The organism is Bauldia sp. (assembly GCF_965232525.1).
In the GTDB taxonomy this organism is placed as follows: domain Bacteria; phylum Pseudomonadota; class Alphaproteobacteria; order Rhizobiales; family Kaistiaceae; genus Bauldia.
The window spans coordinates 2,283,634-2,304,747 of the sequence record NZ_OZ246980.1 but is presented as its reverse complement, the minus strand read 5'-3'; the positions used below and the strand labels follow the sequence as shown (position 1 = coordinate 2,304,747).

General features: G+C 65.0%; 18 protein-coding genes. 4 read left to right on the top strand and 14 right to left on the bottom strand.

All coding sequences use genetic code 11. From position 1 onward, the window contains the following. Window positions 1-8: 8 nt before the first annotated feature. The 3 genes from ACO076_RS10940 to ACO076_RS10930 all read right to left on the bottom strand — a co-directional run bounded on the left by ACO076_RS10940 (window position 9) and on the right by ACO076_RS10930 (window position 2,835). Complete coding sequence (locus ACO076_RS10940; protein WP_421722867.1) at window positions 9-626, bottom strand: histidine phosphatase family protein; 618 nt, start codon at window positions 624-626, stop codon at window positions 9-11. A 117-nt stretch (window positions 627-743) separates the two neighbouring features. Beyond that, window positions 744-1,268: a nuclear transport factor 2 family protein gene (locus ACO076_RS10935; protein ID WP_421722866.1), complete on the bottom strand. Its 525-nt coding sequence runs from the start codon at window positions 1,266-1,268 to the stop codon at window positions 744-746. A 70-nt stretch (window positions 1,269-1,338) separates the two neighbouring features. Further along, window positions 1,339-2,835 (bottom strand): hypothetical protein, encoded by a 1,497-nt coding sequence (locus ACO076_RS10930; RefSeq protein ID WP_421722865.1) that lies wholly within the window; start codon window positions 2,833-2,835, stop codon window positions 1,339-1,341. Between the two features lie 358 nt (window positions 2,836-3,193). On the opposite strand from ACO076_RS10930, the gene ACO076_RS10925 reads away from it, so the two are divergent. Both ACO076_RS10925 and ACO076_RS10920 read left to right on the top strand, forming a co-directional pair. After that, on the top strand, window positions 3,194-3,553 hold the full coding sequence (locus tag ACO076_RS10925; RefSeq protein WP_421722864.1) for a hypothetical protein: 360 nt from the start codon (window positions 3,194-3,196) through the stop codon (window positions 3,551-3,553). Beyond that, the gene (locus ACO076_RS10920) at window positions 3,550-4,428 is read left to right on the top strand and encodes a 50S ribosomal protein L11 methyltransferase (protein ID WP_421722863.1); all 879 of its coding nucleotides are present in this window, start codon (window positions 3,550-3,552) and stop codon (window positions 4,426-4,428) included. The genes ACO076_RS10925 and ACO076_RS10920 overlap by 4 nt, the downstream gene beginning before the upstream one ends. Here ACO076_RS10920 and ACO076_RS10915 read toward each other — a convergent pair. Further along, window positions 4,425-4,640 carry a hypothetical protein gene (locus ACO076_RS10915; RefSeq protein WP_421722862.1) on the bottom strand — a complete coding sequence of 72 codons (216 nt, stop codon included), beginning with the start codon at window positions 4,638-4,640 and terminating at the stop codon, window positions 4,425-4,427. The two genes, ACO076_RS10920 and ACO076_RS10915, sit on opposite strands and share 4 nt — an antisense overlap. 222 nt (window positions 4,641-4,862) lie before the next feature. Here ACO076_RS10915 and ACO076_RS10910 point away from each other — a divergent pair, with 222 nt between their 5' ends. Continuing rightward, window positions 4,863-6,674: an aminopeptidase P family protein gene (locus ACO076_RS10910; protein ID WP_421722861.1), complete on the top strand. Its 1,812-nt coding sequence runs from the start codon at window positions 4,863-4,865 to the stop codon at window positions 6,672-6,674. Here ACO076_RS10910 and ACO076_RS10905 read toward each other — a convergent pair. The 3 genes from ACO076_RS10905 to ACO076_RS10895 all read right to left on the bottom strand — a co-directional run bounded on the left by ACO076_RS10905 (window position 6,667) and on the right by ACO076_RS10895 (window position 9,410). Further along, the gene (locus tag ACO076_RS10905) at window positions 6,667-7,860 is read right to left on the bottom strand and encodes a hypothetical protein (protein ID WP_421722860.1); all 1,194 of its coding nucleotides are present in this window, start codon (window positions 7,858-7,860) and stop codon (window positions 6,667-6,669) included. The two genes, ACO076_RS10910 and ACO076_RS10905, sit on opposite strands and share 8 nt — an antisense overlap. A 94-nt stretch (window positions 7,861-7,954) precedes the next feature. Continuing rightward, window positions 7,955-8,407: a hypothetical protein gene (locus ACO076_RS10900; protein ID WP_421722859.1), complete on the bottom strand. Its 453-nt coding sequence runs from the start codon at window positions 8,405-8,407 to the stop codon at window positions 7,955-7,957. A gap of 106 nt (window positions 8,408-8,513) precedes the next feature. Further along, window positions 8,514-9,410, bottom strand: coding sequence for a hypothetical protein (locus ACO076_RS10895; RefSeq protein ID WP_421722858.1), 897 nt, complete (start codon window positions 9,408-9,410; stop codon window positions 8,514-8,516). A gap of 379 nt (window positions 9,411-9,789) precedes the next feature. On the opposite strand from ACO076_RS10895, the gene ACO076_RS10890 reads away from it, so the two are divergent. Next, the gene (locus ACO076_RS10890; RefSeq protein ID WP_421722857.1) at window positions 9,790-10,437 is read left to right on the top strand and encodes a hypothetical protein; all 648 of its coding nucleotides are present in this window, start codon (window positions 9,790-9,792) and stop codon (window positions 10,435-10,437) included. A gap of 26 nt (window positions 10,438-10,463) precedes the next feature. Here the strand turns inward: ACO076_RS10890 and ligA are convergent, their stop codons facing one another. From ligA to ACO076_RS10855, 7 genes are all read right to left on the bottom strand, one after another. Further along, window positions 10,464-12,629, bottom strand: coding sequence for an NAD-dependent DNA ligase LigA (gene ligA, locus ACO076_RS10885; RefSeq protein WP_421722856.1), 2,166 nt, complete (start codon window positions 12,627-12,629; stop codon window positions 10,464-10,466). Window positions 12,630-12,958: 329 nt separating this feature from the next. Next, window positions 12,959-14,629: a DNA repair protein RecN gene (recN, locus tag ACO076_RS10880; protein WP_421722855.1), complete on the bottom strand. Its 1,671-nt coding sequence runs from the start codon at window positions 14,627-14,629 to the stop codon at window positions 12,959-12,961. Window positions 14,630-14,641: 12 nt separating this feature from the next. Further along, entirely contained in the window at window positions 14,642-15,505 is an 864-nt protein-coding gene (locus tag ACO076_RS10875) for an outer membrane protein assembly factor BamD (protein ID WP_421722854.1), read from the bottom strand. Between the two features lie 165 nt (window positions 15,506-15,670). Further along, complete coding sequence (gene lpxC / locus ACO076_RS10870; RefSeq protein ID WP_421722853.1) at window positions 15,671-16,621, bottom strand: UDP-3-O-acyl-N-acetylglucosamine deacetylase; 951 nt, start codon at window positions 16,619-16,621, stop codon at window positions 15,671-15,673. Between the two features lie 293 nt (window positions 16,622-16,914). Continuing rightward, entirely contained in the window at window positions 16,915-18,795 is a 1,881-nt protein-coding gene (gene ftsZ, locus ACO076_RS10865; RefSeq protein WP_421722852.1) for a cell division protein FtsZ, read from the bottom strand. Window positions 18,796-18,898: 103 nt separating this feature from the next. Beyond that, window positions 18,899-20,227 carry a cell division protein FtsA gene (ftsA, locus tag ACO076_RS10860; protein ID WP_421722851.1) on the bottom strand — a complete coding sequence of 443 codons (1,329 nt, stop codon included), beginning with the start codon at window positions 20,225-20,227 and terminating at the stop codon, window positions 18,899-18,901. Continuing rightward, complete coding sequence (locus ACO076_RS10855; RefSeq protein ID WP_421722850.1) at window positions 20,227-21,078, bottom strand: cell division protein FtsQ/DivIB; 852 nt, start codon at window positions 21,076-21,078, stop codon at window positions 20,227-20,229. Before ACO076_RS10855 ends, ftsA begins: the two co-directional genes overlap by 1 nt. Window positions 21,079-21,114: the final 36 nt, after the last annotated feature.

The following is a 21,114-nucleotide window of genomic DNA, read 5'->3' as shown; positions in this document are numbered from 1 at the left end:
ACTGCCTCTCACATCCGTCCCAGCACAACGACGTCGCCCTCCGGCGTCGCCTCAACCACGACCATCTCGCCGGATCGGGGAAAAACTCCGGTCAGCGCCGTGATGTTGACCTGGTGGGTAACGAGGACCGCAGGGCCGGCTTCGGTCGTCCGAGCGGCGAGCCATTCGATCAGTGCCGCGGTCTGGTCGGGCTCCCGGTCCCGATTGCGGAAGAAGGAGTCGAGCGCCGGCAGATTCTCGACCGGTCCAAGATCGAGCAATTCACCGGTTTCCAGACACCGGCACCACGCGCTCGACAGGATATCGGCTTGCGTGATGCCATTGGCACGGAAGGCGTCACCGATCGCCCGTGCCTGCGCCCGACCTTCCTCAGACAGATTTCGCTGGGTCGCGCAGTCGTTGACATCGAAGTCGGCCGGATCGCCGGTCCCCGGCGCCAAAGCGTGGCGCATGACGACCACGGCGGCCCCATCGCCGATCGCCGCCCAAAGATCGTCGTTCGCCGAAGCCCCGCGCGGCATCAACGCCACGGCTGCGAGCCAGATTGTCAGACACGCCATCGCGGCGCCCAGGAAACGACGGACAATCGGATCGACGCTGCGGGTTGGCATCGAGACCGACAGCATGAGGTACCTCCCTGTTGGCTTCGCTAGGGCCCGGTTGCGCAAGTCGTCTCCAGGCAAGCGGGAAGAAGGGCTGGCCGAACCGCTCCTATCTGCCAGCAACGAGAAGCTTTGCCCCAATCACTCGGCCGGCGGGTCGTTGATCGACGGTGCGCCGGGATCCTGCGGCACGGTTGAAAAGTTAGCGTGGGCGACGACCAGCCAGACGTCGCCTTGTTTGCGCAACACGGTGAGCCGGGGACCGAAGGCGTCGACGGTCACTCCGTCGACATCCTTGATCGCGTCGACAGTGTAGCGAACCACCATCTGATCGCCGGTCGCCGTGGCAAACACGTTTCGCATCGGCGGGACAGCCTCAAGCGCCGGCAGGTCGGTGAGGTAGTCTTCGAGCGCATGGACAGAACCATCGCCACGCACGATCTGGAACTCCGGTGCCGAAAGCGCCCTGACCTGATCCGGGTCGCCCGATGCCACCGCCGCGATCCAGGCACCGACCGCCGCCTCTCCCTCGGCGTTCAGACCTGCCGCTTCCGCCGCCTGGGCAGGCGCGGTGGCAACCAAAACGATCGCGCCCGCCGTGGTAATGATCATGGTGAGCACAAAACCGAAGATGGCTCCGCCAAGACCCCATGGTTTGCGTGTCATCGCCCGCTTCCTTTCGCGAAGGTTCACTCCAAGGATAATCGTCGCCGCACCGGGCCCCTTGGATGAAACCTTACTCGGCGGCCTCCTCCTCGAGCGCCTTCCTGACCTTCATGGCGGCCTGCCACATGGGGATCGCCTGGAAGGCGGTGACCATGTCGTAGTCGAGTGCAATGCTGCCCTTGTCCATCGGCACGTCGCCCGATCTGCTCTGGAACCACTTCATCCAATCGTCTGTCCCCGGCACATTCAGCACCAGCACGCCATCCTCCTTCGGTGCGTTCGAGCCGGGCGGAACGGCCGTCGACGGCGGATAGGCGATCGTCGGATACAGAAACGACTTCATCGGATATTGCGCCGTTGAGTGACACCCGAGACACCCCGTCGACACGATCCCTTGCGGGTAATATTGGCTTCCAGCCCATGCCGGCGACGCCAGGGCACCATCGTTGGGCCCGGACAAGCGACCGTCCCAGGCGAGCGTCGATCGCGAGTACTCCGGTGCGTCGGGATTGACGTAGCTCTGTTTCAGCAGCGGGTTGGGTTGCACACGGGGCTCAAACGACGCCGGATCCGTGTTGATCACATCCGGGTCTCCGCCCCATGTGGCGCCGAGAACCACCATCTTGTCCCAAATGTCGGAGCCCGGTGCGTCCTTGTCGTACACAAGTGTCGAAAACACCCAGCCGGTCTCGGGCGCGGCGACCTTGTCCTTTACGATCATGTCGAACTGCATGAAGTAGAGGTTGGTCAGCGAAGGCAGGTTGGTGCTGCCGTCGGACCCGTTGTTCGGGCACTTTGAGGACTTCGACTGGCCCGAGCCGTTGCCGATGTTGAGCGTGCTGTAAATCGGCCAGACTGCGGCACCTTCCATTGGCGCCCAATCGCTTCCGCAGGCGGTGACAAACGCGAACTTAACGATGACGCTCCCGTCAGCGTACTGCGTCGACTCACCGTCGAACACCGGGGCGAAAGCGCGTTCCCGTGTGGTGCCCCAGATGTCGCCAATGCTTTTGGCCGCGCGGGCGTCGTAGGCCATGTACACATAGGTTGTCAGGCTGATGTCTTGGTCGAGGAGCGTCCCGGCGGGAAATTGAGAGCCGACGATCATCCCATGGATCGGCTCGCGTTCCGTGCCGATCCAGATCGACTGCCACCAATCCTCCTCCTGAGAATTCCAGTTCTCATAATCCAACAAAAGCCGCTTCATATCATTCGCGACATAGCCCTTGAGCGCCTCGACATAGGCCTGGGCATTGTCGAGCGTAATCGGACCGTTGTTGGTAACCTCCTTCCAAGGATAGTCGCCCTCCTCGGGAAGCTCGGTGGGGTAGTCGTGACGAAGCTGGAATAGCCGCCCATCGTAGACATCCTGGGGTGGAGCCGGAATCGCCGAGTTGAGGAACGGATCGATGGTCAAGCGTGCGTCAGCGCGGTTCTTCGCGGCATTGGTCACGAAGGGTGCCTTACCGACCACATCCTGAAGCTGTGGAGGTTCTCCGGCATCATTGGCGAAGCCCAATGTGACCGTGGCAAGCAGAGCCGTGCTGAAAGCTAGCGAGCGTCGCAATCAAACCTCCTCTGGGACAAAGCCCCACTCAAGCCTGAGACGGGGCAATCCTAAGCAGCGCGTAGGCGCTTCGCGCTTAAGCGATGAAGTTGTGGCATCGCAGACAGGCCTTGTTGGCCTCTCTCCGTCGATCGCACGCCGCCGAGATGTCACTGCCAACTGTCATCCGGTCTACGCTGCGAGTACGGTTCGTCTGTCGACTGCCGCGAGCTGTTATTTCGTTCGCGATTGCCGCCAGACTAGGACAACACTTTCGTCTTCACAATCGGCGTCCGTCCAAAATCCTGCGTCAATTTCGACGGAACCATTGCACGTCGGCTGGCCTGGGCGTAACTGCCGGCGACAGGGAGGAGCACCCATGTTCATCGCCGTTCTGGTCCGCCGGCTGAAGCCGGGTAAGACCTATCGCGATTTCGTCGAGGCCTGGTATCCGGACAAGGGCTTTGGGGTTGGCACCACCGGGCCGGTTGTCGCCTGCAACGTCCATGACGATCACGAGATCATCGTTACCGCGACGATCGATGTGCCCGACGAAGCGAGCCTCAAGGCGATCCTCACCCGGATCGCGGATCAGGAAGCGATTCGCCATGACCGGATCGCCGAGGTGATCGAATCGACGACGCTGCGCGGTTTCTATGAAGTCACCGACACATTCGACTTCTCGACCGACGCGACCGTAGCGGCGGGGCGTGCCAAGGCTTTCCCTGCCGCGTCATGACCTGGACGGCGACGCTCACGGTTTCGGAACCCGCCGCGCGGGCGCTAGCCGACGCGATCGAGGATGATCCGGTTTTGGCCGGGACAGCGGTCGATGGGGTCGAGACCGGCCTGAACCGCTGGCGCGTGACGCTCTATTTCGAGCACAAGCCCGACGCTGCCGAGCGCAACGCGTTGGCTTCGCTCGCGGCACAAGCGGCCGGTGATGGCAAACCCACCATTCGGATCAGTTCACTGGACGACGCCGATTGGGTCGCCAAGAGCCTCGAAGGCCTGCGACCGATCCGCGTCGGCCGCTTCGTCGTTCATGGGGCCCATGACCGCGACGCGATCCGGATCAACGATATTGGTATCGAGATCGAAGCCGGTCAGGCGTTCGGCACGGGCCATCACGGCACCACCGCCGGCTGCCTCGCGGCGATCGACCAGCTGGCGAAACGCCAGCGGATCGGCAACGCCCTCGACGTCGGCACCGGTTCCGGTGTCCTCGCTATCGCCATGGCCAAGACGCTGCGGGTGCCGGTCCTCGCCAGCGATATTGATTCGACCGCGGTACAGGTAGCGGCAGCCAATGCACGGCTAAACGCCGTCGCACCGCTGGTGCTGACCGTGCAAGCGGCCGGTGCCGACCGCGCGGCGTTCGCGACACCGCACGGCTTCGATCTCATCGTCGCCAACATCCTAGCGGGACCGCTGATCACGCTTGCGCCATCGCTCCGGCGCCGACTGGCGCCGGGCGCCACGCTCATCCTATCCGGGATATTGGTGCGCCAAGCAAACCGGGTCGCCGCCGCCTACCGGGCGATGGGTTTGCGGTTCGTCCGGGCGGATACCATCGAGGGCTGGACGACGCTGACGTTTCGACGCGGTCCCTAGACCGGGAAGCGGCCGCGACCAGCTTCCTCGACCGCCAGCTTGTCGTAGCCAAAGGTAGCGAGCGCGGCGTCGTCGAGGCCGAGCAAATGCGCGTTGATGCTGCGCCGAGCCGGCGCCTCGCGAACGACCGTGGCACGGCCGAGAACGCGCCGCGAGATGCCGCGGCCGGAGACCGCGCGGCCGCCGATGTCACCGGGAATCTTGATCGTCATGGTCGTCATCCTTCACTAAAACGCAACAAAAGTCCTCTCCTCCGGCGCCAGAGATAGGCTTCGAAGCGATTCGAGAGAAGCGGCGTAACGGCATGACTGATATGTGTTTTTTGCAGCGCACTGTCATCATCCTGCAATGCACAATTCCGCCACGAAAAGGCCGGCGCCGCGCCACAGGTCTTTCGATTTGAAATCGCTCCGACCGACCCGTAAAAAGGCGCGATGAGCGAAGCACCAGACCTTGGCCAGCGGCTCGCCGATTTCCGCGCCGAACTGCAACGCGGGGGGCTGACCGGCTTCATCGTCCCTCATGCCGACGAACATCAGAGCGAGTACCTGCCAGCCTCGGCCGAGCGGCTGGCGTGGCTGACCGGCTTCACCGGCTCGGCCGGAACTGCGATCGTCCTTGCTAACGAGGCGGCAATCTTCGTCGACGGTCGCTACACTCTGCAGGTCGGCAGCCAGATCAACGAAGCGTTGTTCGCGCCCCAGCATCTGATCGACACGCCACCGCCGGAATGGCTGAAGGAGCACACGGGCGAAGGCGACCGGATCGGCTACGACCCGTGGCTGATGACCATCGCCGAAGTCGGCCGCTTCGAGAAAGCCTGTGTCGAAACCGGCGCCGAATTGGTCGCGATTGATTCCAACCCGATTGACGCCGTCTGGACCGACCGGCCGGACCCGCCACTCGGCGCCATCAGCCTCCAGTCGGACGACCTTGCCGGCGAGCCGGCGGACGCGAAACTGGCGCGGCTGGCCGAAGCCCTTGACGAGGCCAAGGCGGACGCCACCGTACTCGGGCTTGCCGACGCGGTCGCCTGGACGTTCAATCTGCGGGGCACGGACATCGCCCACAATCCGGTGGCGCTCGCCTGGGCGATCCTGCGACGCGACGGCAAGCCGACGCTGTTCGTCGATTCGCGCAAGCTATCGAACGCGGTGCGGTCGGCGCTCGCCGAACACGCCGACATCGAGACGCCCGACGCGCTGCCGCAGGCGTTGGCCGAACTCGGCAGCGCCGGCGCCCGAGTCCTCCTCGAGCCGCGCTCGATGGCTGCCGCCGTCGCGGCAGCCGTCACCGACGCGGGCGGCACGGTGGTCGAAGGGGCCGACCCGACGGCGCTCCCCAAAGCGCGCAAGAACGCGACCGAAATCGCCGGCGCCCGTCGCGCCCATATCCGCGACGGCGCGGCGATGGTTCGCTTTCTCGCCTGGCTCGACGCGACGGTGGGCTCCGGCACCGTCGACGAGGTCCTCGCCGCCGAAAAGCTCGCCGGGTTCCGTGCCGAAACCGCCCTAGCCGACGGCAGTGAACTCGCCGACCTGTCGTTCGGCACCATCTCCGGTGCCGGGCCGGACGGCGCCATTGTCCACTACCAGGTCTCGCCGGAGACCAACCGCAAGCTCGAACCGGGCACGCTCTACCTGGTCGATTCCGGTGCGCAATACCGCGACGGCACCACCGACCTGACTCGGACCGTGGCGGTCGGCGAACCCACGGACGAAATGCGCGACCGATTCACGCGCGTTCTCAAGGGCATGGTCGCGGTCGCCACCGCGCGCTTCCCGGCCGGCACCAACGGCATCCAACTCGACGCCTTCGCCCGCCGCGCCCTGTGGGACGCCGGCCTCGACTACGATCACGGCACCGGCCACGGGGTCGGCTCGTTCCTGTCGGTGCACGAAGGACCGGCCAACCTATCCAAACGCGGCACGATCGCTCTGGAACCGGGCATGGTTCTCTCCGACGAGCCCGGCTACTACAAGACTGGCGCCTACGGCATCCGCATCGAAAACCTGGTGCTGGTCACCAACGCCGAGGCGATCCCCGGCGGCGACCGGCCGATGCTCGGTTTCGAGACGCTGACGCTCTGCCCGATCGACCGACGGCTGATCGATCCGCGACTCCTGACCATCGCCGAACTCGACTGGATCGACGATTACCACGCCCGCCTGCCTGACGCGCTCGGCCATCTGCTCGACGAAGATGAGCGCACCTGGCTTGCCGCGGCGACCCGACCGCTCAGTTGAACCAGATCGCCGAGACGCCAAAGCTGCCCTCGAAGGCACCGATCATCGCCTCCCACTCGGCGGCAGTCGTCACCGGACCGTCCTCGAGATAGGGCAGCGCCGCCGGCCCGGTCAGCCACAGGATCAGATCGAACGCCTGCGGCTCGTCGAAGATTCTCGCAAGGTTGAACCCTTGGGCGAAGCGCCAATGAGGGGCGAGCTTCTCCCCGTCGATCACCGCTTCAGCTTCATCGAGGACGGCGCGCCAGGCAGCGATCCGCTCGCCGTTGACCTGGACGGAGGCGAACGGACTGGTCTGGCGCGGATTGGGCAGCCACTCGCGATCGTCGTCGGTCTCGGCTTCGATCGCCAGCCAGTTCTCGCGGCTCAAGCCGATCATCGCCTTGATGTGCTGGCGGACCGCCGCCATCCGCTCCGGTTCGGCGACCGGCCAACGGATATGGAAGAACGAGATCAGGTCGGCGATCGGCGCGCCTTCCGCGTACATCGGATTTGCGCTCGGCCCGACCAGCGCCGCGGCAAAGGGCGACTCGATCTTCGGGAAGAAATGCGGAAAACCGATCTCGAAACTCTCCTGCCAGTCGTGGGCGAGCCAGAACTGACTGAACCCCATCAGCACGTTGGCGTAGCCGCGCAGCCAGATCGCGTCGGCCTTGTCGAAGGCAAAGACCAGGGTCTCGGGCATGTCGTTATCGCCAAGCCCGGTCACCCGCTGAAGCACAGCGATGAACCGCTCGTCGTCGCTCACCGTGCCATCACCGTCGGCGTCGTAGCGCAGCTTGGTCAGGTCGAGACGCAGCTTGACGCCGCCGTCACCGACCCCGGCAAGGGTTTCATCGACCAGCGCGAGGTCGGTGACAAAACGGTCGAGCAGCCCACGAAAGTCTTCGTAGCTGATCGGCTCGGGATCCGGGTTGACCGGCACCGGCAGGCGCAGCACCGGCACCATCATCGACCGCTGCGGTGATTGCAGTCCGTAGCGATAGAGGCCCTGCGACAGGGTCTCGAGCGCCGCCACGAAGCGGATGGCGCCAAGTCCCATGCGGGCGTCGTCATTGCCCGGATCGGTTTCGAGGACAGCAGCAAGCGCGGCGTCGCCTTGGGTCAGGGTTCCGGCTTCGAGATGGCCGACGGCGATCTCATTGGCTGCCTCGTCGGCAAGGCTCGGCGAAGCCAGCAGCAACATGGCGAGCGCCACGGCGCGGTGCAAACGAGTACAACAAACGCTCATAAGTCTCTGCCAAATAAGGGGAAATGAGTTCGGTTTGATACCGCCGACTTTACTGCCGCACCAAGATCTGGCGGGCGACGAAGGCGTGGGCGCCCGGCTCGAAATAGATCAGCGCCATGGTATCGTTGTTGAGCAGCGATCCGGTCCAGACGCTGGTATCCTCGCGCTCGACAATAGTGAGCGAGACGTTGTCCCAGCCGACGATGCCGGTGAGCGGTTCGGACGCCACGCGAACCGGTTCGTCGCCGACGCGGAAGTCAGGATCGTCCTCGCCGACCTCGTGCTCGGCGCGACCGGCGAACACCGCGCCGTCCTGCATGTCGATGATGAGCTCCGCCCGCGGCAGCGTGTCGACGATTTGGGTGCCGAAGGCGCCTTCCGCCTTAACCACGACCCAGGTGCCGACCAGATCGGGCGGCGCCCCGCTGGCGTCCTGGGCATGGCCGGCGGCGGTGAAGGCCATAAAACAGATGGCGGCGGACAGGGCGGCGACGATCTTCATGATCAGGCTCCAATCGAGAAATGGACACGAGGAAATCGGCGAGGCTACAGACGCCGTCCCGCCCGCCTCTGTCAATGATGCGGGTCTCAGACCAGCCCCGTCGTCGTTAGCCAGCGAGAACGCCGGCCAGCGTTTCGGTGACCGGAATGTGGCCCGGAATCTGGGTATTGGTGTGGTGGAGCGCCGCCGGCACGGTGACATCAATGGACAGACATCGGGACGAATTGAGGCGGCCAAACGAATCCCATTCGCCCATCACGTCGACGATGTTGGTGAACCGGTCGGGCAGGTAGATCGCGGCGCTGATCGTCACGATGCGCGTATCCGCCGCAACCGGCGGCCTAGAGTCATCAGAGATCGCGAACAGCGCCTCCGACAGAACCAAGTTGCCCTTGGAGTGCCCGGTCAACAGATCGAACGATAGGCGCTTGTCGCGCAGCAACGCGATGACTGCCTCGGTGTCCTTGCTTGTCCGCGTCAGTCGGTCAGTGGCGACGGCACCGATGGACGACCCCGAGCCCGCCTCGCAGGGATCGCGGCTGCGATTGGCGTAGCCGAACAGGAACCAGCCGCCGAGCGCCTCGGAGGCGAGGTCTGACAGGCCATAGCCGGAGACAACGGCTGCAACGGGCGCACCGGTGGCATCGGCAACATTGCGGGCGAACGCTGCCGACCCGAGTGCCGATGATCCAACACCTGCGACGGCGAGGCTTTTTGCCGCCGGTTTGGTCTTGACGAGATCGTCGGCACCGGAGCAGACGCGGACATCGCCCTTCCCGCTCGGCGGGACGTAAAGGATCGCCCCCTCGCGCGCGAGCCATGGGCTGATCGCCCGGGCCTCGCCATCGCTGATCACGCCGACATCGTAGAAAACAGCATCGAGCGCCGCGTTGCGGCGTCGCACACCTTCCAGCCAATAGCCGTTCGAGCCCGGCTCCGTCTGGGGAAGGGCCGTGGCCCGCGCGATTTGAACCTGTTGAAGCGTCTCAAGCGATGAATGCATCGGCCTCGCCTCCATCGGTTGTGCACTGCATGATGATCTGATGGCGACAGGTGTCAACGGGTGAGGTTGTAGGGGAGCTGCCGCGATGCGCGAGCAGGCATCGATATCGTCGATCCCCCTTCCCCGTCAAACATAGGTCATCGCCTGCACAGATTCGGGGCAGTCACAGGAGTGCCGCCGCTTATCTGGAAACGGCCAACCTAGATTCTCGCCACGATTATCTGCGACGACAAGTCGACGCGAGCGGAGTTCAGCTTTGTATCGAGCAGTCCATCTGGCGCTTATGATCTTGGGCTGGGTCGGTTTGGTGCACTCAGCCTCGGCTCATAGCCCCTACTTCGGGCAATCGCGCGAGATTGTCGCCGAAGACGGGAGTCGATTGACACTGAAACTGCTCTACGGCGACGGCATATTCTTTGCCGACCCCGTCCAGCCGGTGGTTATTGATGACGCGGACAAGATCGTTGCCGCCGGGCCGGTCGGCTTACTGCTTTACCTCGATTGCCATGATGGCTCCGCCACCCCGACAGGCTGCCGTTTATATGACCCATTTGAGGGACGCGTGCACACCCTCGACCCGGATGCATTCGAGATTCTTGGCGAACTCACCGAGGGCAGGCCGGCCAACTACCCCGATCGTCGTCTTCACACGGGTTTCGCGACCCGCGACGCATCTATCCTCGAGAGAATTTCGTTTGAAGCCAGGAATGTTGTGAATAAGCCAATCGGCTTCGCCTTTCTGATGCTGTGGCTCATTGTTATCTGGACACTCCTCCTGTCGCTGAAAATCGCCCCCGAGAAGTGGACGACCAGATCTGGCACGTTCTGGCTGGCAAAGACGGTCGGTAAGCTCGTTTACGCTCTCTTCCTTATGGCCGTTCTAGCTTACATAGGTCTGATAATTCCTTTCTCCTGCTTCTTCCTGCTGACCGCCGTTGTCGCAAGCGGAACCCTTTGCCTGCTTGTAAAATTGCAACTCCGACGCTGGCAAAAACAGGCTCGAGCTTCAGCGTCAGCTTCTGCGTAGCGGGGCCTCACAGCGACGCACTTCATTCAGCCCGCACCGACCAAAGCGAGCCAGCCGTCCTCGTCGATGACCTTGACGCCGAATTTCTCGGCGTTTTTCAGCTTCGAGCCGGCGCCGGGACCGGCAACCACCAGGTCGGTCTTCTTCGACACTGAGCCGGAGACCCGGGCGCCCAGGCGCTCGGCCATCGCCTTGGCTTCGTCGCGGGTCATCTTCTCCAGAGAGCCGGTGAACACGACCGTCTGCCCTGCCACTGGCGAGTCGACCTCCGCCGCCTCCGCGTCCTCGATGGCGACCTGCGCGGTCAACGCCTCGACTAGGTCGCGGTTATGCGCCTCACCAAAGTATCGGGCGATCGCCTCGACGACGGTGCCGCCGATCTGGTCGACGGTATCCATCTCCTCGCGGGCCGCTTCATCGCCGTTGGCGATCTTCAGCGCCGCATCGTGGAAAGCGCCCCATGATCCATAGGCCCGGGCGAGCACCCGCGCGGTGGTCTCGCCGACATGGCGGATGCCGAGGGCGTTGACGAAGCGTTCCAGCGGGATCGTCCGCCGCGCTTCGATGGCCGCGAATAGATTGCGCGCCGAAACCTCGCCGAAACCCTCGCGATCCTTGAGTTTCTTCTCGTTCGCCTCGTCCCGCGACCGGAGCGTGAAGATGTCGGCCGGTGTGTCAATCGGCAGCTCGGCGTCTTCGTAGAACATCTCGATCTGCTTCTCACCGAGCCCTTCGATATCGAACGCGCGGCGCGAGACGAAATGGCGAAGGTGCTCCTTGCGCTGGAATGGGCAGGCGAACTCGCCGGAACAGCGGCGGACGATGCCGGCACCGCCGGTCGCCGTCTCCTCGCGAACGATCGGCGTCTTCAACGGACACGGGCAGACCGTGGGGAAGGCGAAAGGCTTCGCGTCCGCCGGGCGAGCGTCGAGATCGACCGACAGGACTTGCGGGATGACATCGCCGGCGCGTTGAATCATCACCGTATCGCCGACACGAATATCGATGGGGTTGCCGTCTTTGTCGACCCGGAGCGGCTGGCCGTCGCGGCCGAAACCGCGGATGTAGTCCTCGTTGTGGAGCGTCGCGTTGGTGACGACCACACCGCCGACGGTGATCGCTTCGAGCCGCGCCACCGGGGTGAGTGCGCCGGTGCGGCCGACCTGGATGTCGATCGCCTCGAGCACCGTCATCGCCTTCTCGGCCGGGAATTTGTGGGCGATCGCCCAGCGGGGGCTGCGGGTGCGGAAGCCAAGCCGCGCCTGCAGCGCCAGGGAATCCGCCTTGTAGACGACGCCGTCGATATCATAGTCGAGACCGGCGCGCTCGCGCTCGATGTGGCGGTAAACGTCGAGCGCCTCGTCGACGGTATCGCAGCGCTTCATCAGCGGGTTGATCGGGAAACCCCAGGACTGAAAAACCTCAGCCATGCCGAACTGGGTGTCCGCCGGCATGGCGGTCATCTCGCCCCAGGCGTAGGCGAAGAAACGCAGCGGCCGGGTGGCAGTGATCGCCGGATCCTTCTGGCGGAGCGACCCGGCTGCGGTGTTGCGCGGGTTGACGTAGAGCGGCTTGCCGGCCACTTCCTGGGCCGCGTTGAGAACGGCGAAGTCCTTCTTGCCGAGATAGATCTCACCACGGACCTCGACGACGTCTGGCACCTTGCCCCGTAGTTTCTGGGGGATGTCGCCAATGGTCCGGACATTGGCCGTCACATCTTCGCCGGTGACGCCATCACCCCGCGTCGCGCCGAGCACCAACACGCCCCTCTCGTAGCGCAGCGACATCGAAAGGCCGTCGATCTTGGGTTCGGCCACCAGCTCGATCGGCTTGTCCGCCGGCCAGCCGAGAAAGCGGTGCATCTGGTTGACGAAATCGCGAACATCGTTGTCGTCGAAGGCGTTGTCGAGAGACAGCATCGGCACCGCGTGGCGGACGGTGGCGAACTTACCGGTCGGTGCAGCGCCGATCTGGCCACTCGGGCTATCGGCGCGCTTCAGCTTGGGAAAGCGAGCCTCGATCCCAGCGTTGCGCTGACGCAACGCGTCGTACTCGGCGTCGGTAAGCGTCGGTGCGTCGTCCTGATAATAAAGCCGATCCGCTTCGGCGATCGCCTTGGCCAGATGGGCCAGTTCCTCGACCGCTTCGGGCTCGGTCAGATCGTCGACGGGTTTGGGTTTCTTGGCGGGCATGACTTTGGTGGCGTTGATTTACAATCATTCTACCCGCGAAAGCATGCGATTGAAGGCGCGTCTTGTCAGCAGATTTGGCGCCCTCCGATCAAGTCGGGCGGGCTTTTCCTAGACTCGGATTGCTCGCCTCTCATGGTGCGGAGCACTCGATGTCCGGGGTTGTGTCGGTGTCGTGCGTCTTTCGAGGCTCGGGCTCTCGCCCTCGCACCTCAAGATGAGGACGATGATATCTGGCTTGACGTGTGCCAGCCGTTGACTTGCCACCAACATCCTCATGCTGAGGAGGCCGCGAAGCGGCCCTCGAAGCGCGCGATCCCAAATCGGTCCCCTCACGCCGCCCCGAGGATCAGGCGATCAGCGGCGGCGCGAGCCTCATCAGTGATGGTTGCGCCGGCAAGCATCCGCGCGATCTCCTCACGCCGGGTTTCGCCGTCAAGCCGGGCGACATCGGTTCGGTTGGCACTTGCCTTGCGATCATGGCCCTTGGCGACCAGCAGGTGGCTATCGGCGCGCGCCGCGACCTGCGGCGCGTGAGTGACCGACAGCACCTGAACGCCATCGGACAGCCGCGACAGGCGGGCGCCGATCGCATCAGCCACCGCACCGCCGACCGCCGTATCGATCTCGTCGAACACGAGGGTCGGGGTGGAGCCGCGATCGGCTAACGCCACTTTGAGGGCCAGCAGAAAGCGCGCCAGCTCGCCGCCGGAGGCGACCTTCATCAGCGGACCGGGGTGGGTGCCGGGATTGGTCTGGATCATGAAGGCGGCGTCGTCGATGCCGGTCTCCGACACGCGCGCCGGATCGGATTCGACCGTAACCATGAACGCGGCCTTTTCCAGTTTCAGTGCCGGCAGCTCGGCCGCTACCGCCTTCTCGAGTTTCCGTGCGGCGCGCTTGCGTCGTTCGCTGAGAGTTGCCGCCTGCTTGTCATATGTGGCGCGCGCCTCAGTCACCGCCGCATCGAGGGCCGCCAGCCGCTCGGCGCCGGACTCCACTGCGTCCAGCGCTTGCGCCATGGAATCGGCCAGGGACGCGAGCTCGCCGACCGCGACATTGTGCTTGCGCGCCGCCGCTCGCAACGCGAAGAGCCTCTCCTCGGTGCGCTCCAGTTCACCCGGATCGGCGTCGGTCGCCGCCGCGGCGGCTTGGAGGGCGGTACCGGCCTCCTCCAAAGCCACCAACGCCCGGTCGAGTGCGGCGATTGTCTCGTCGAGTAAACCGGCCGCTTCCGGCGATTTGCGTTCGAGCCGGCGGATCAGTCCGGCGAGCGTCGGCACCGGGCTAGCATTGCCGGACACGAGCTCGTGCGCCTCGGCGACATCGCCGGCGATTTTCTCTGCCCGCATCAGCACGGCCCGGCGATCGGCCAGCGCCTCCTCCTCGTCGGGCTCCGGCGCCAGGGTCGCGAGTTCGTCGACGGCGGCGCGGAGATAATCGGCCTCGGCCGCAGCGGCAACGACCTGCTCGCGGAGCGCCGCGGCATCGGCTTCCGCCTTGCGCACGGCGCGGAAGGCATCGGCAACCGCTGCGGCGGTAGCGTCGAGCCCGCCGAACGCATCGAGCAATGCCCGATGGATGCCGGCATCGACCAACGCGCGGTCATCATGCTGGCCGTGGATCTCCACCAGCGTGGCACCGATCCGATGCAGCAGGTTCACCGATACAGGCTGATCGTTGATGAAGGCACGGCTTCGCCGGTCGCCGCCCTGGACCCGGCGGAGGATCAAATCGCCGTCGGACGGGATGTCCGCCTCGTCGAGCAGCGTCCACACCGGGTGGTCTGCGGCTGGCGCGAACACCGCGGTGACGTCGCCCTGCTCCGCCCCGGCGCGCACCAACGCACTGTCGCCGCGGCCGCCGAGCGCCAGCGACAACGCATCGAGCAGGATCGACTTACCGGCGCCGGTCTCGCCGGTGAGAACGGTCATGCCTTTGGTGAAATCGACCGACAGCCGATCAATCAAAACGATATCGCGAATCGAAAGGGCGACGAGCATGGCAGCCCGACTTTAGCTGGTGCGGTTCCCCACCGAGTCACTGATCTCGCCGCCAAAGTCTTCCGGCTGGACGCCGCGCTCGTCGAGAAGCTCGTAGGCGTCCTTGTACCAACTGCTGTTGGGGAAGTTGTGGCCGAGCACGGCGGCAGCGGTCTGGGCTTCCCGCACCAGACCCATCGCCAGGTTGGCCTCGACCAAACGCTGCAGCGCTTCCTCGACGTGGCGGGTTTCCGGATAATCCTTGACGACCACGTCGAAGCGATTGATCGCCGCAACATACTCCCGACGTTCGAGGTAGTAGCGGCCGACCTGCATCTCCTTGCCGGCGAGCTGGTCGCGGGTGGCGATCACTTTCTTGCGGGCGTCCGCAGCGTATTCGGATTCCGGATAGCGGGTGGTGATCTCCTCCATCGCCCGCATCGCCTTGATCGTTGTCTCCTGGTCGCGGGTGACGTCCTTGACCTGAGCGAAATAGGACTGGCCCATGATGTATTGGGCGTAGGCTGCGTCTTCGTTGCCGGGATAGAGGGTGAGATAACGGTTGGCCGTGGCGATCGCCGTATTGTAGTCGCGGCGGCGATAGCTGGCGTAAGCCGACATCACCAGCGATTTCCGCGCCCACTCCGTATAGGGGTGCTGACGATCGACTTCGTCGAAGCTCTTGATCGCATCGCCGAAGTTACCGGCGTTCATGTAGCCGAGGCCGCGATTGTAGAGGGAGCCGGCCGGCGCGTCGTCCTCGTATGCCGCAAGCGTGCCCTCGATCGACTTGTTGCAGGCCGCAAGCAGCACCGGCAAACCGATGATAGCCACCGCGATGGCCGCGGTGCGCCAAACCGGACGGCGCGTCTCGTTTTTCGGTGCGATGATCTGCATTTCCACTCAAGTCGGCGAAAAAGCCGAATCGCCCCTGTTCACCCAACCAAAGAAAGCGGCATTGTCGTACCGTACCTGCGGTGCAACGCCAACCGTCCACGTCGACGGAAGTCGCATCCTTTTATGGCAAAACGGCGAAAAAAGGGTTTCCGACCGGTAAACGGTTCAGGAAACGTCGGGGCCGAACGCCGCAGCGGCAAGCGCCGCCGGGAGTTCCCCATGGCCGGTCTCGCGCCGCGCCGGCAGTTCCACGATACTCCAGGCGTCGCGATCGGCAAGCAGCGCTTGGAGCGCCATGTGGTTCAGCTTGTGGCCACCGCGATACGAGCGATAGCAGCCTAGGATCGGAGCACCGGCAAGCGCCAGATCACCGATGGCATCAAGCGCCTTGTGGCGAACGAACTCATCGGTGAAGCGCAGCCCTTCCGGGTTCATGATCCGGTCTTCGCCAATGACCACCGCATTTTCCAGCGATGCGCCGAGGGCGAAACCCCTCGCCCAGAGATTCTTTACATCGGCGTAGAAACCGAACGTACGGGCGCGACAGACCTCGTCGCGAAAAACCTTGCCGCAGACATCGAAACCGAAGGCCTGGCGACCGACCAGATGATTGGCGAAATCGATCTCCACCTCGATCCGCTGGCCGTCATGGGGGACGAACTCGGCGAAGCTCTTGCCCATCTCGACCCGGATCGGACGCTCGATCCTGATGTAGCGACGTGGGGCCGACAGGTGTTCGACCCCCGCCTGATCGACGGCGTCGACGAATGCCTCTGCGCTGCCGTCCATGACCGGCACTTCCGGACCGTCGACCTCGATCGCGCAATTGTCGATATCGAGAGCCCGCAGGGTCGCCATCAGATGCTCAATCGTGGCAACCGATGCACCGGACACTCCAATCGAAGTGCAGAGATCGGTGGCGTTCACATAACGGAAGTCGGCCGGGATCTCACGATCCCGGCCGTCCTCGAGATTGGTCCGGTTGAAATAGATACCGCAATCCGCCTCGGCCGGATGCAGGGTCACTGAAACCTGCTCACCGCTATGGACACCGACTCCCGACAACGATACTCGGTTGCCGAGCGTCGTCTGCGTCCCCGTACGCCGTCTCGCCATGCCCGCGGCACCCGCCCCTTAAGTTTCAGTTCCTGCCGCTTTCGCGGCCCTTGGCGGCACTTGGGCTTCGTATTTCCGGCTTGAGCTTCGTTTTGCTCCGCTCTACCTGGCCGGTCCCACTCATTCGCCCCAGCGCCCTCCTCGCAGTGCACACTAGACCTGTGGCCCGGGATCGCAAATCACGCTTGGTTACACTCTGTTACGGCTGACGACGTAGTTTTCGGAAGTATTTTCAAAACGTTAACGCCCTCCGCCAGAGCTGCCAGCGGAGGGCGTTAACAGGTGTCGCGGTCTCAGTTGGCCTGGCGGCGCAAGAACGCGGGAATCTCCAGCTCGTCATCGACCGGGCGATGATCGCGCGGCTGCGGCCGGCCATGGATGTCCAGTTCCGCTTGACGCGGCCGATATTGCGGATCGCCGGCCTGTGCCCGCGGTTGTGGCGGGCGCTTGGCGTACTCGCTCTGCGGCGGAGGCGGCGCCTCGGTCCGCGGGCGCTGCGGTTGCCTTGCGGCCGGTGGACGCTGCGCCTGCTGGCGTGGCGGTTGTTGCGGGCGTGGCGCCGCCTGGGCATTGGCCGGCGGGCGCTGAACGCCTTCATCCTCGCGACGGCCGAGCCCCACATTCGCCAATCGCTTGAGCAGGCTGAGGGGACCGCGATCGTCTTCATGCTGCGGCACCTCCGCCTGCTGCTGCGCTTTCAACTGGCGCTGGGCGACAGGCGGAAAGTCCTGGACACGCGGCATGCGCACCGGCGGGGCATCGGGCTCCGGCGGAATGAAGGGAGCTTCACTTGGCGGAGCTTCGGCCGCGGGCGGTGGGCTGGCCTCGGTCTCCGCGTCGAAGGCGCCTTCGTCGTAAGCCGGCTGGGCCCGTTGGAGGGGCGCGATGGTGACACCGTCGTCGCCGGCTGCCTTCGCCACCGGGCGTGCCGCCGGTTGGGTTGGAGCCGGCGCGGCTTGAGCGACAGCGGCCGGGGCCTGGGCCGGAGCGGGCGTAGGCGTGGGCGCTGCCGCCGCCGGCGTCGGTTTGGGCTGGACCGCGTTGGCCACCGCTTCGGTCGCGATCGCCGCGGCTGGCCGCGCCGGCGTTGGTGTCGGAGCGGCTGCCGGCGTCGGTGCCGGTTTGGCGGCCTCGACGCGCGCGGCCGGACGCAGGCGCTGGCTGATGTCAGCAGGCCGGCTGTCAGCGGTCGGCGCATCTTCCAGTTCCGCATTGTCGATGCCGGTTGCAACCACCGAAACCCGGATCACGCCTTCCAGCGACTCCTCGAACGTCGCGCCGAGGATGATGTTGGCGTCGGGGTCGACCTCCTCGCGAATCCGCGTCGCCGCCTCGTCGACCTCGAACAGCGTCAGGTCCTTGCCGCCGGTGATCGAAATCAGCAGCCCCTTGGCACCGCTCATCGATGTCTCGTCGAGGAGCGGATTGGCGATCGCCGCCTCGGCAGCCTCGATCGCGCGGCGGTCGCCGGACGCTTCGCCGGTCCCCATCATCGCCTTGCCCATTTCGCGCATGACCGAGCGGACATCGGCAAAGTCGAGGTTGATCAGCCCCTCCTTGACCATCAGGTCGGTGATGCACGCCACGCCGGAGTAGAGCACCTGGTCGGCCATCGCGAAGGCATCGGCGAAGGTGGTCTTCTCGTTGGCGATGCGGAACAGATTCTGGTTGGGGATGACGATCAGGGTGTCGACACAGGCCTGCAGGTCGACGATGCCCTGATCGGCGACCCGCATGCGGCGACCGCCCTCGAACTGGAACGGCTTGGTGACCACACCGACTGTAAGAATGCCCTGGTCACGAGCGGCACGGGCGATGATCGGTGCGGCGCCGGTTCCGGTGCCGCCGCCCATGCCGGCGGTGACGAACACCATGTGTGAACCGGTGAGATGGTCGCCGATCTCGGCGATCGCTTCCTCCGCTGCCGCGCGTCCGACTTCGGGTTGCGATCCGGCCCCGAGGCCCTCGGTCACCGCGACGCCCATCTGAATGACGCGCTCGGCTTCCGACGAAGACAGCGCCTGACTGTCGGTGTTGGCCACGACGAACTCACAGCCGATGAGGCCGGAGCGAATCATGTTGTTGACCGCGTTACCGCCGGCACCGCCGACGCCGAACACGGTGATCTTCGGCTTCAGTTCCTGAATCTCCGGCATTTGCAGATTGATCGTCATGGCACCCTCGTTGTGACCCCTGTTGGCCGTTTGCGTTCCGCCGGCCTCTTCCTCGATGTCGGGCTCCGCCGCCGCGGGGGCCCGTGCCGCGCTACCGGCCCGCTCAAAAGCTCTCCCTGATCCAATGGCCGACCCGGGCGAAGTAACCGCCCGTTCCGGTCATCGCCGGACGCCACGATCGCCCGGTATCGCACTGTTCCATCGTCGCGACCTGCGGATAGATGACGAGGCCGGCTGCCGTTGCAAAAGCCGGACCGCGCGCCAGTTCCGGCATCCCCGCAATCCCGAGCGGACGGCCGAGGCGGACGTTGCGGGCCAGCACCCGGCGCGCCGATTCCGCCAGTCCGGTCAGTTGGCTGGCGCCACCGGTCAGCACCATGCGGCGCCCGACCAGGGCCGCGAAGCCTGAGGCGTTGAGGCGGTCGCGGGTGAGTTCGAGAATCTCCTCGACCCGGGGCCGGATGATGCGCGTCAGCGCTGACCGGGGGACGTGACTGTCCATCTCGCCGTCGTCGTGGCCCATCGCCGGAACGGTAATGCTCTCGCGCTCGTCGACCGCGCTCGGCAGCGCACTGCCGTGGACGGTTTTCAGGCGCTCCGCGACATCGAGTCGGGTTGAGAGACCCCGGGCGATGTCGGTCGTGATGTGTTGCCCGCCGATCGCGATCGAATCGACATGGACGAACTGGCCCTTCATGAATACCGCCAGCGTCGTCGTGCCGCCGCCGAAGTCGATGCAGGCGCAGCCGAGTTCAGACTCGTCGTCGACCAACACCGACAGCCCGCTGGCGTAGGGTGTCGCCACTACTCGTTCGACCGACAAGTGGCAACGGGCGATGCACAGATCGATGTTGTCGAGCGGCTGGGTATCGCCGCTCACCATATGCATATCGACCCCAAGCCGCTCGCCGACCATCCCGCGCGGATCGGCGATACCGGCGTCGGCGTCGAGCGAGTAACCGATCGGCAGGGCATGGACGACGGAGCGGCCGTCGCTGACGGAATGGCGGCGACCGGCGGCGAGCACGCGACCGATATCGGAGTCCTCGACCGTCTTGCCGGACAGGGCAACGCTCGCCGAATAGGTCTCGCTGGCGAGACGCCCGGCCGAGACGTTGACGATGAGCGAATGAATGGTGAGCCCCGCGCGTCGTTCGGCGGCATCGACCGCAAGGCGGATGGCGTGCTCGGCAGCGTCAATGTCGACGACAACGCCGGACTTGATGCCGCGCGAGCGTTGATGGCCGATCCCGAGCACCTCGACTGCGTGGGTCCGACCGCCGAGCGACTCTTGACGCTCGTCCGCGGCGAACGGCTTCACCCGTGCGATCAGGCAGCAGATCTTGCTGGATCCGATGTCGAGCACGGAGACGATGCTCGACCGGCGACCGCTTGAACGCTTTGACGACTCGGAGGGACCGAACAGCTTCATCACGCGCCGGTCCTTCTGGTGCCGCGGTCCTTGAGCAGGGCCTCACGCGCTTCGAACCCAGTCTCGGTGAGGCGGAAAACCAAGCGGTTCGGTAGACGGAGATCGACCGCTGCGATCTCGCGCGACAGGATGCCGTGTCCGTCGTCGAGAGCGACGACCTGGATCAGCGCCGAGGCTGGGTCCTCCTCCGGCAGGAAAATCTCGACGCCGTTGACTAGGACGACGTTCCAACGACGACCGGCAACCAGTACCCCTGCTTTGACGCGTGGCGCCAAGGAGGGAAACTCGTCGAGCAGGGAGGCAAAGGCTTGCGCCTTCTGCGCTGCCCCCTCGCCGACCACCATGGGCAACACCGAATGACGGCCACCGACGTGCTCGGTGATGATATCGCCCTCAGCGTCAACCACCGAGACGACGCCCTGATATTGCCAAAGCGCGTAAGGTTCGCGTTCGGCAATCGCGACCTGCAGTGTGTCGGGATAGAGCTTGCGGATGACGACCTGCTCGACCCAGGGCAGCGCCTCAACCCGCTCCCGGGCGGCGATCGCGTCGAGGGTCACGATCGACGGATGCGGGCCGATGGCGAGCCGGTCGAGAATGTCGACCTCGGACGTCTCGCTTTGACCGCTGATCTCGACCTCATCGATGGCGAGCCCTGCCCAGGCGGTGGTCGCGGATACGACTGTCTCCGTGTGTCCGCCGAGGGTGACGCCGGCGATGCTGGTGGCGGCGGCAAACACAGCGAGCGCCTTCAACCCGGCGTGGCGCGGCATCCGCCACTCGCGCGAAAGCAGGACGCGGGCCGGCCGACGGAGAAAGCGCGGCAGGACGACGCGACGGATCGGACGCATTCCATCCGATCGTTCGTTCCGCTCCGTCTCTGTCTG

Excerpts from the sequence above, each read along its gene's own strand:
- ACO076_RS10940 (WP_421722867.1), bottom strand. The coding sequence starts at position 626 with ATGCTGTCGGTCTCGATGCCAACCCGCAGCGTCGATCCGATTGTCCGT.
- ACO076_RS10935 (WP_421722866.1), bottom strand. The coding sequence starts at position 1,268 with ATGACACGCAAACCATGGGGTCTTGGCGGAGCCATCTTCGGTTTTGTG.
- ACO076_RS10925 (WP_421722864.1), top strand. The coding sequence starts at position 3,194 with ATGTTCATCGCCGTTCTGGTCCGCCGGCTGAAGCCGGGTAAGACCTAT.
- ACO076_RS10920 (WP_421722863.1), top strand. The coding sequence starts at position 3,550 with ATGACCTGGACGGCGACGCTCACGGTTTCGGAACCCGCCGCGCGGGCG.
- ACO076_RS10915 (WP_421722862.1), bottom strand. The coding sequence starts at position 4,640 with ATGACGATCAAGATTCCCGGTGACATCGGCGGCCGCGCGGTCTCCGGC.
- ACO076_RS10910 (WP_421722861.1), top strand. The coding sequence starts at position 4,863 with ATGAGCGAAGCACCAGACCTTGGCCAGCGGCTCGCCGATTTCCGCGCC.
- ACO076_RS10905 (WP_421722860.1), bottom strand. The coding sequence starts at position 7,860 with ATGTTGCTGCTGGCTTCGCCGAGCCTTGCCGACGAGGCAGCCAATGAG.
- ACO076_RS10900 (WP_421722859.1), bottom strand. The coding sequence starts at position 8,407 with ATGAAGATCGTCGCCGCCCTGTCCGCCGCCATCTGTTTTATGGCCTTC.
- ACO076_RS10895 (WP_421722858.1), bottom strand. The coding sequence starts at position 9,410 with ATGCATTCATCGCTTGAGACGCTTCAACAGGTTCAAATCGCGCGGGCC.
- ligA (WP_421722856.1), bottom strand. The coding sequence starts at position 12,629 with ATGCCCGCCAAGAAACCCAAACCCGTCGACGATCTGACCGAGCCCGAA.
- recN (WP_421722855.1), bottom strand. The coding sequence starts at position 14,629 with ATGCTCGTCGCCCTTTCGATTCGCGATATCGTTTTGATTGATCGGCTG.
- ACO076_RS10875 (WP_421722854.1), bottom strand. The coding sequence starts at position 15,505 with ATGCAGATCATCGCACCGAAAAACGAGACGCGCCGTCCGGTTTGGCGC.
- lpxC (WP_421722853.1), bottom strand. The coding sequence starts at position 16,621 with ATGGCGAGACGGCGTACGGGGACGCAGACGACGCTCGGCAACCGAGTA.
- ftsZ (WP_421722852.1), bottom strand. The coding sequence starts at position 18,795 with ATGACGATCAATCTGCAAATGCCGGAGATTCAGGAACTGAAGCCGAAG.
- ftsA (WP_421722851.1), bottom strand. The coding sequence starts at position 20,227 with ATGAAGCTGTTCGGTCCCTCCGAGTCGTCAAAGCGTTCAAGCGGTCGC.
- ACO076_RS10855 (WP_421722850.1), bottom strand. The coding sequence starts at position 21,078 with ATGCGTCCGATCCGTCGCGTCGTCCTGCCGCGCTTTCTCCGTCGGCCG.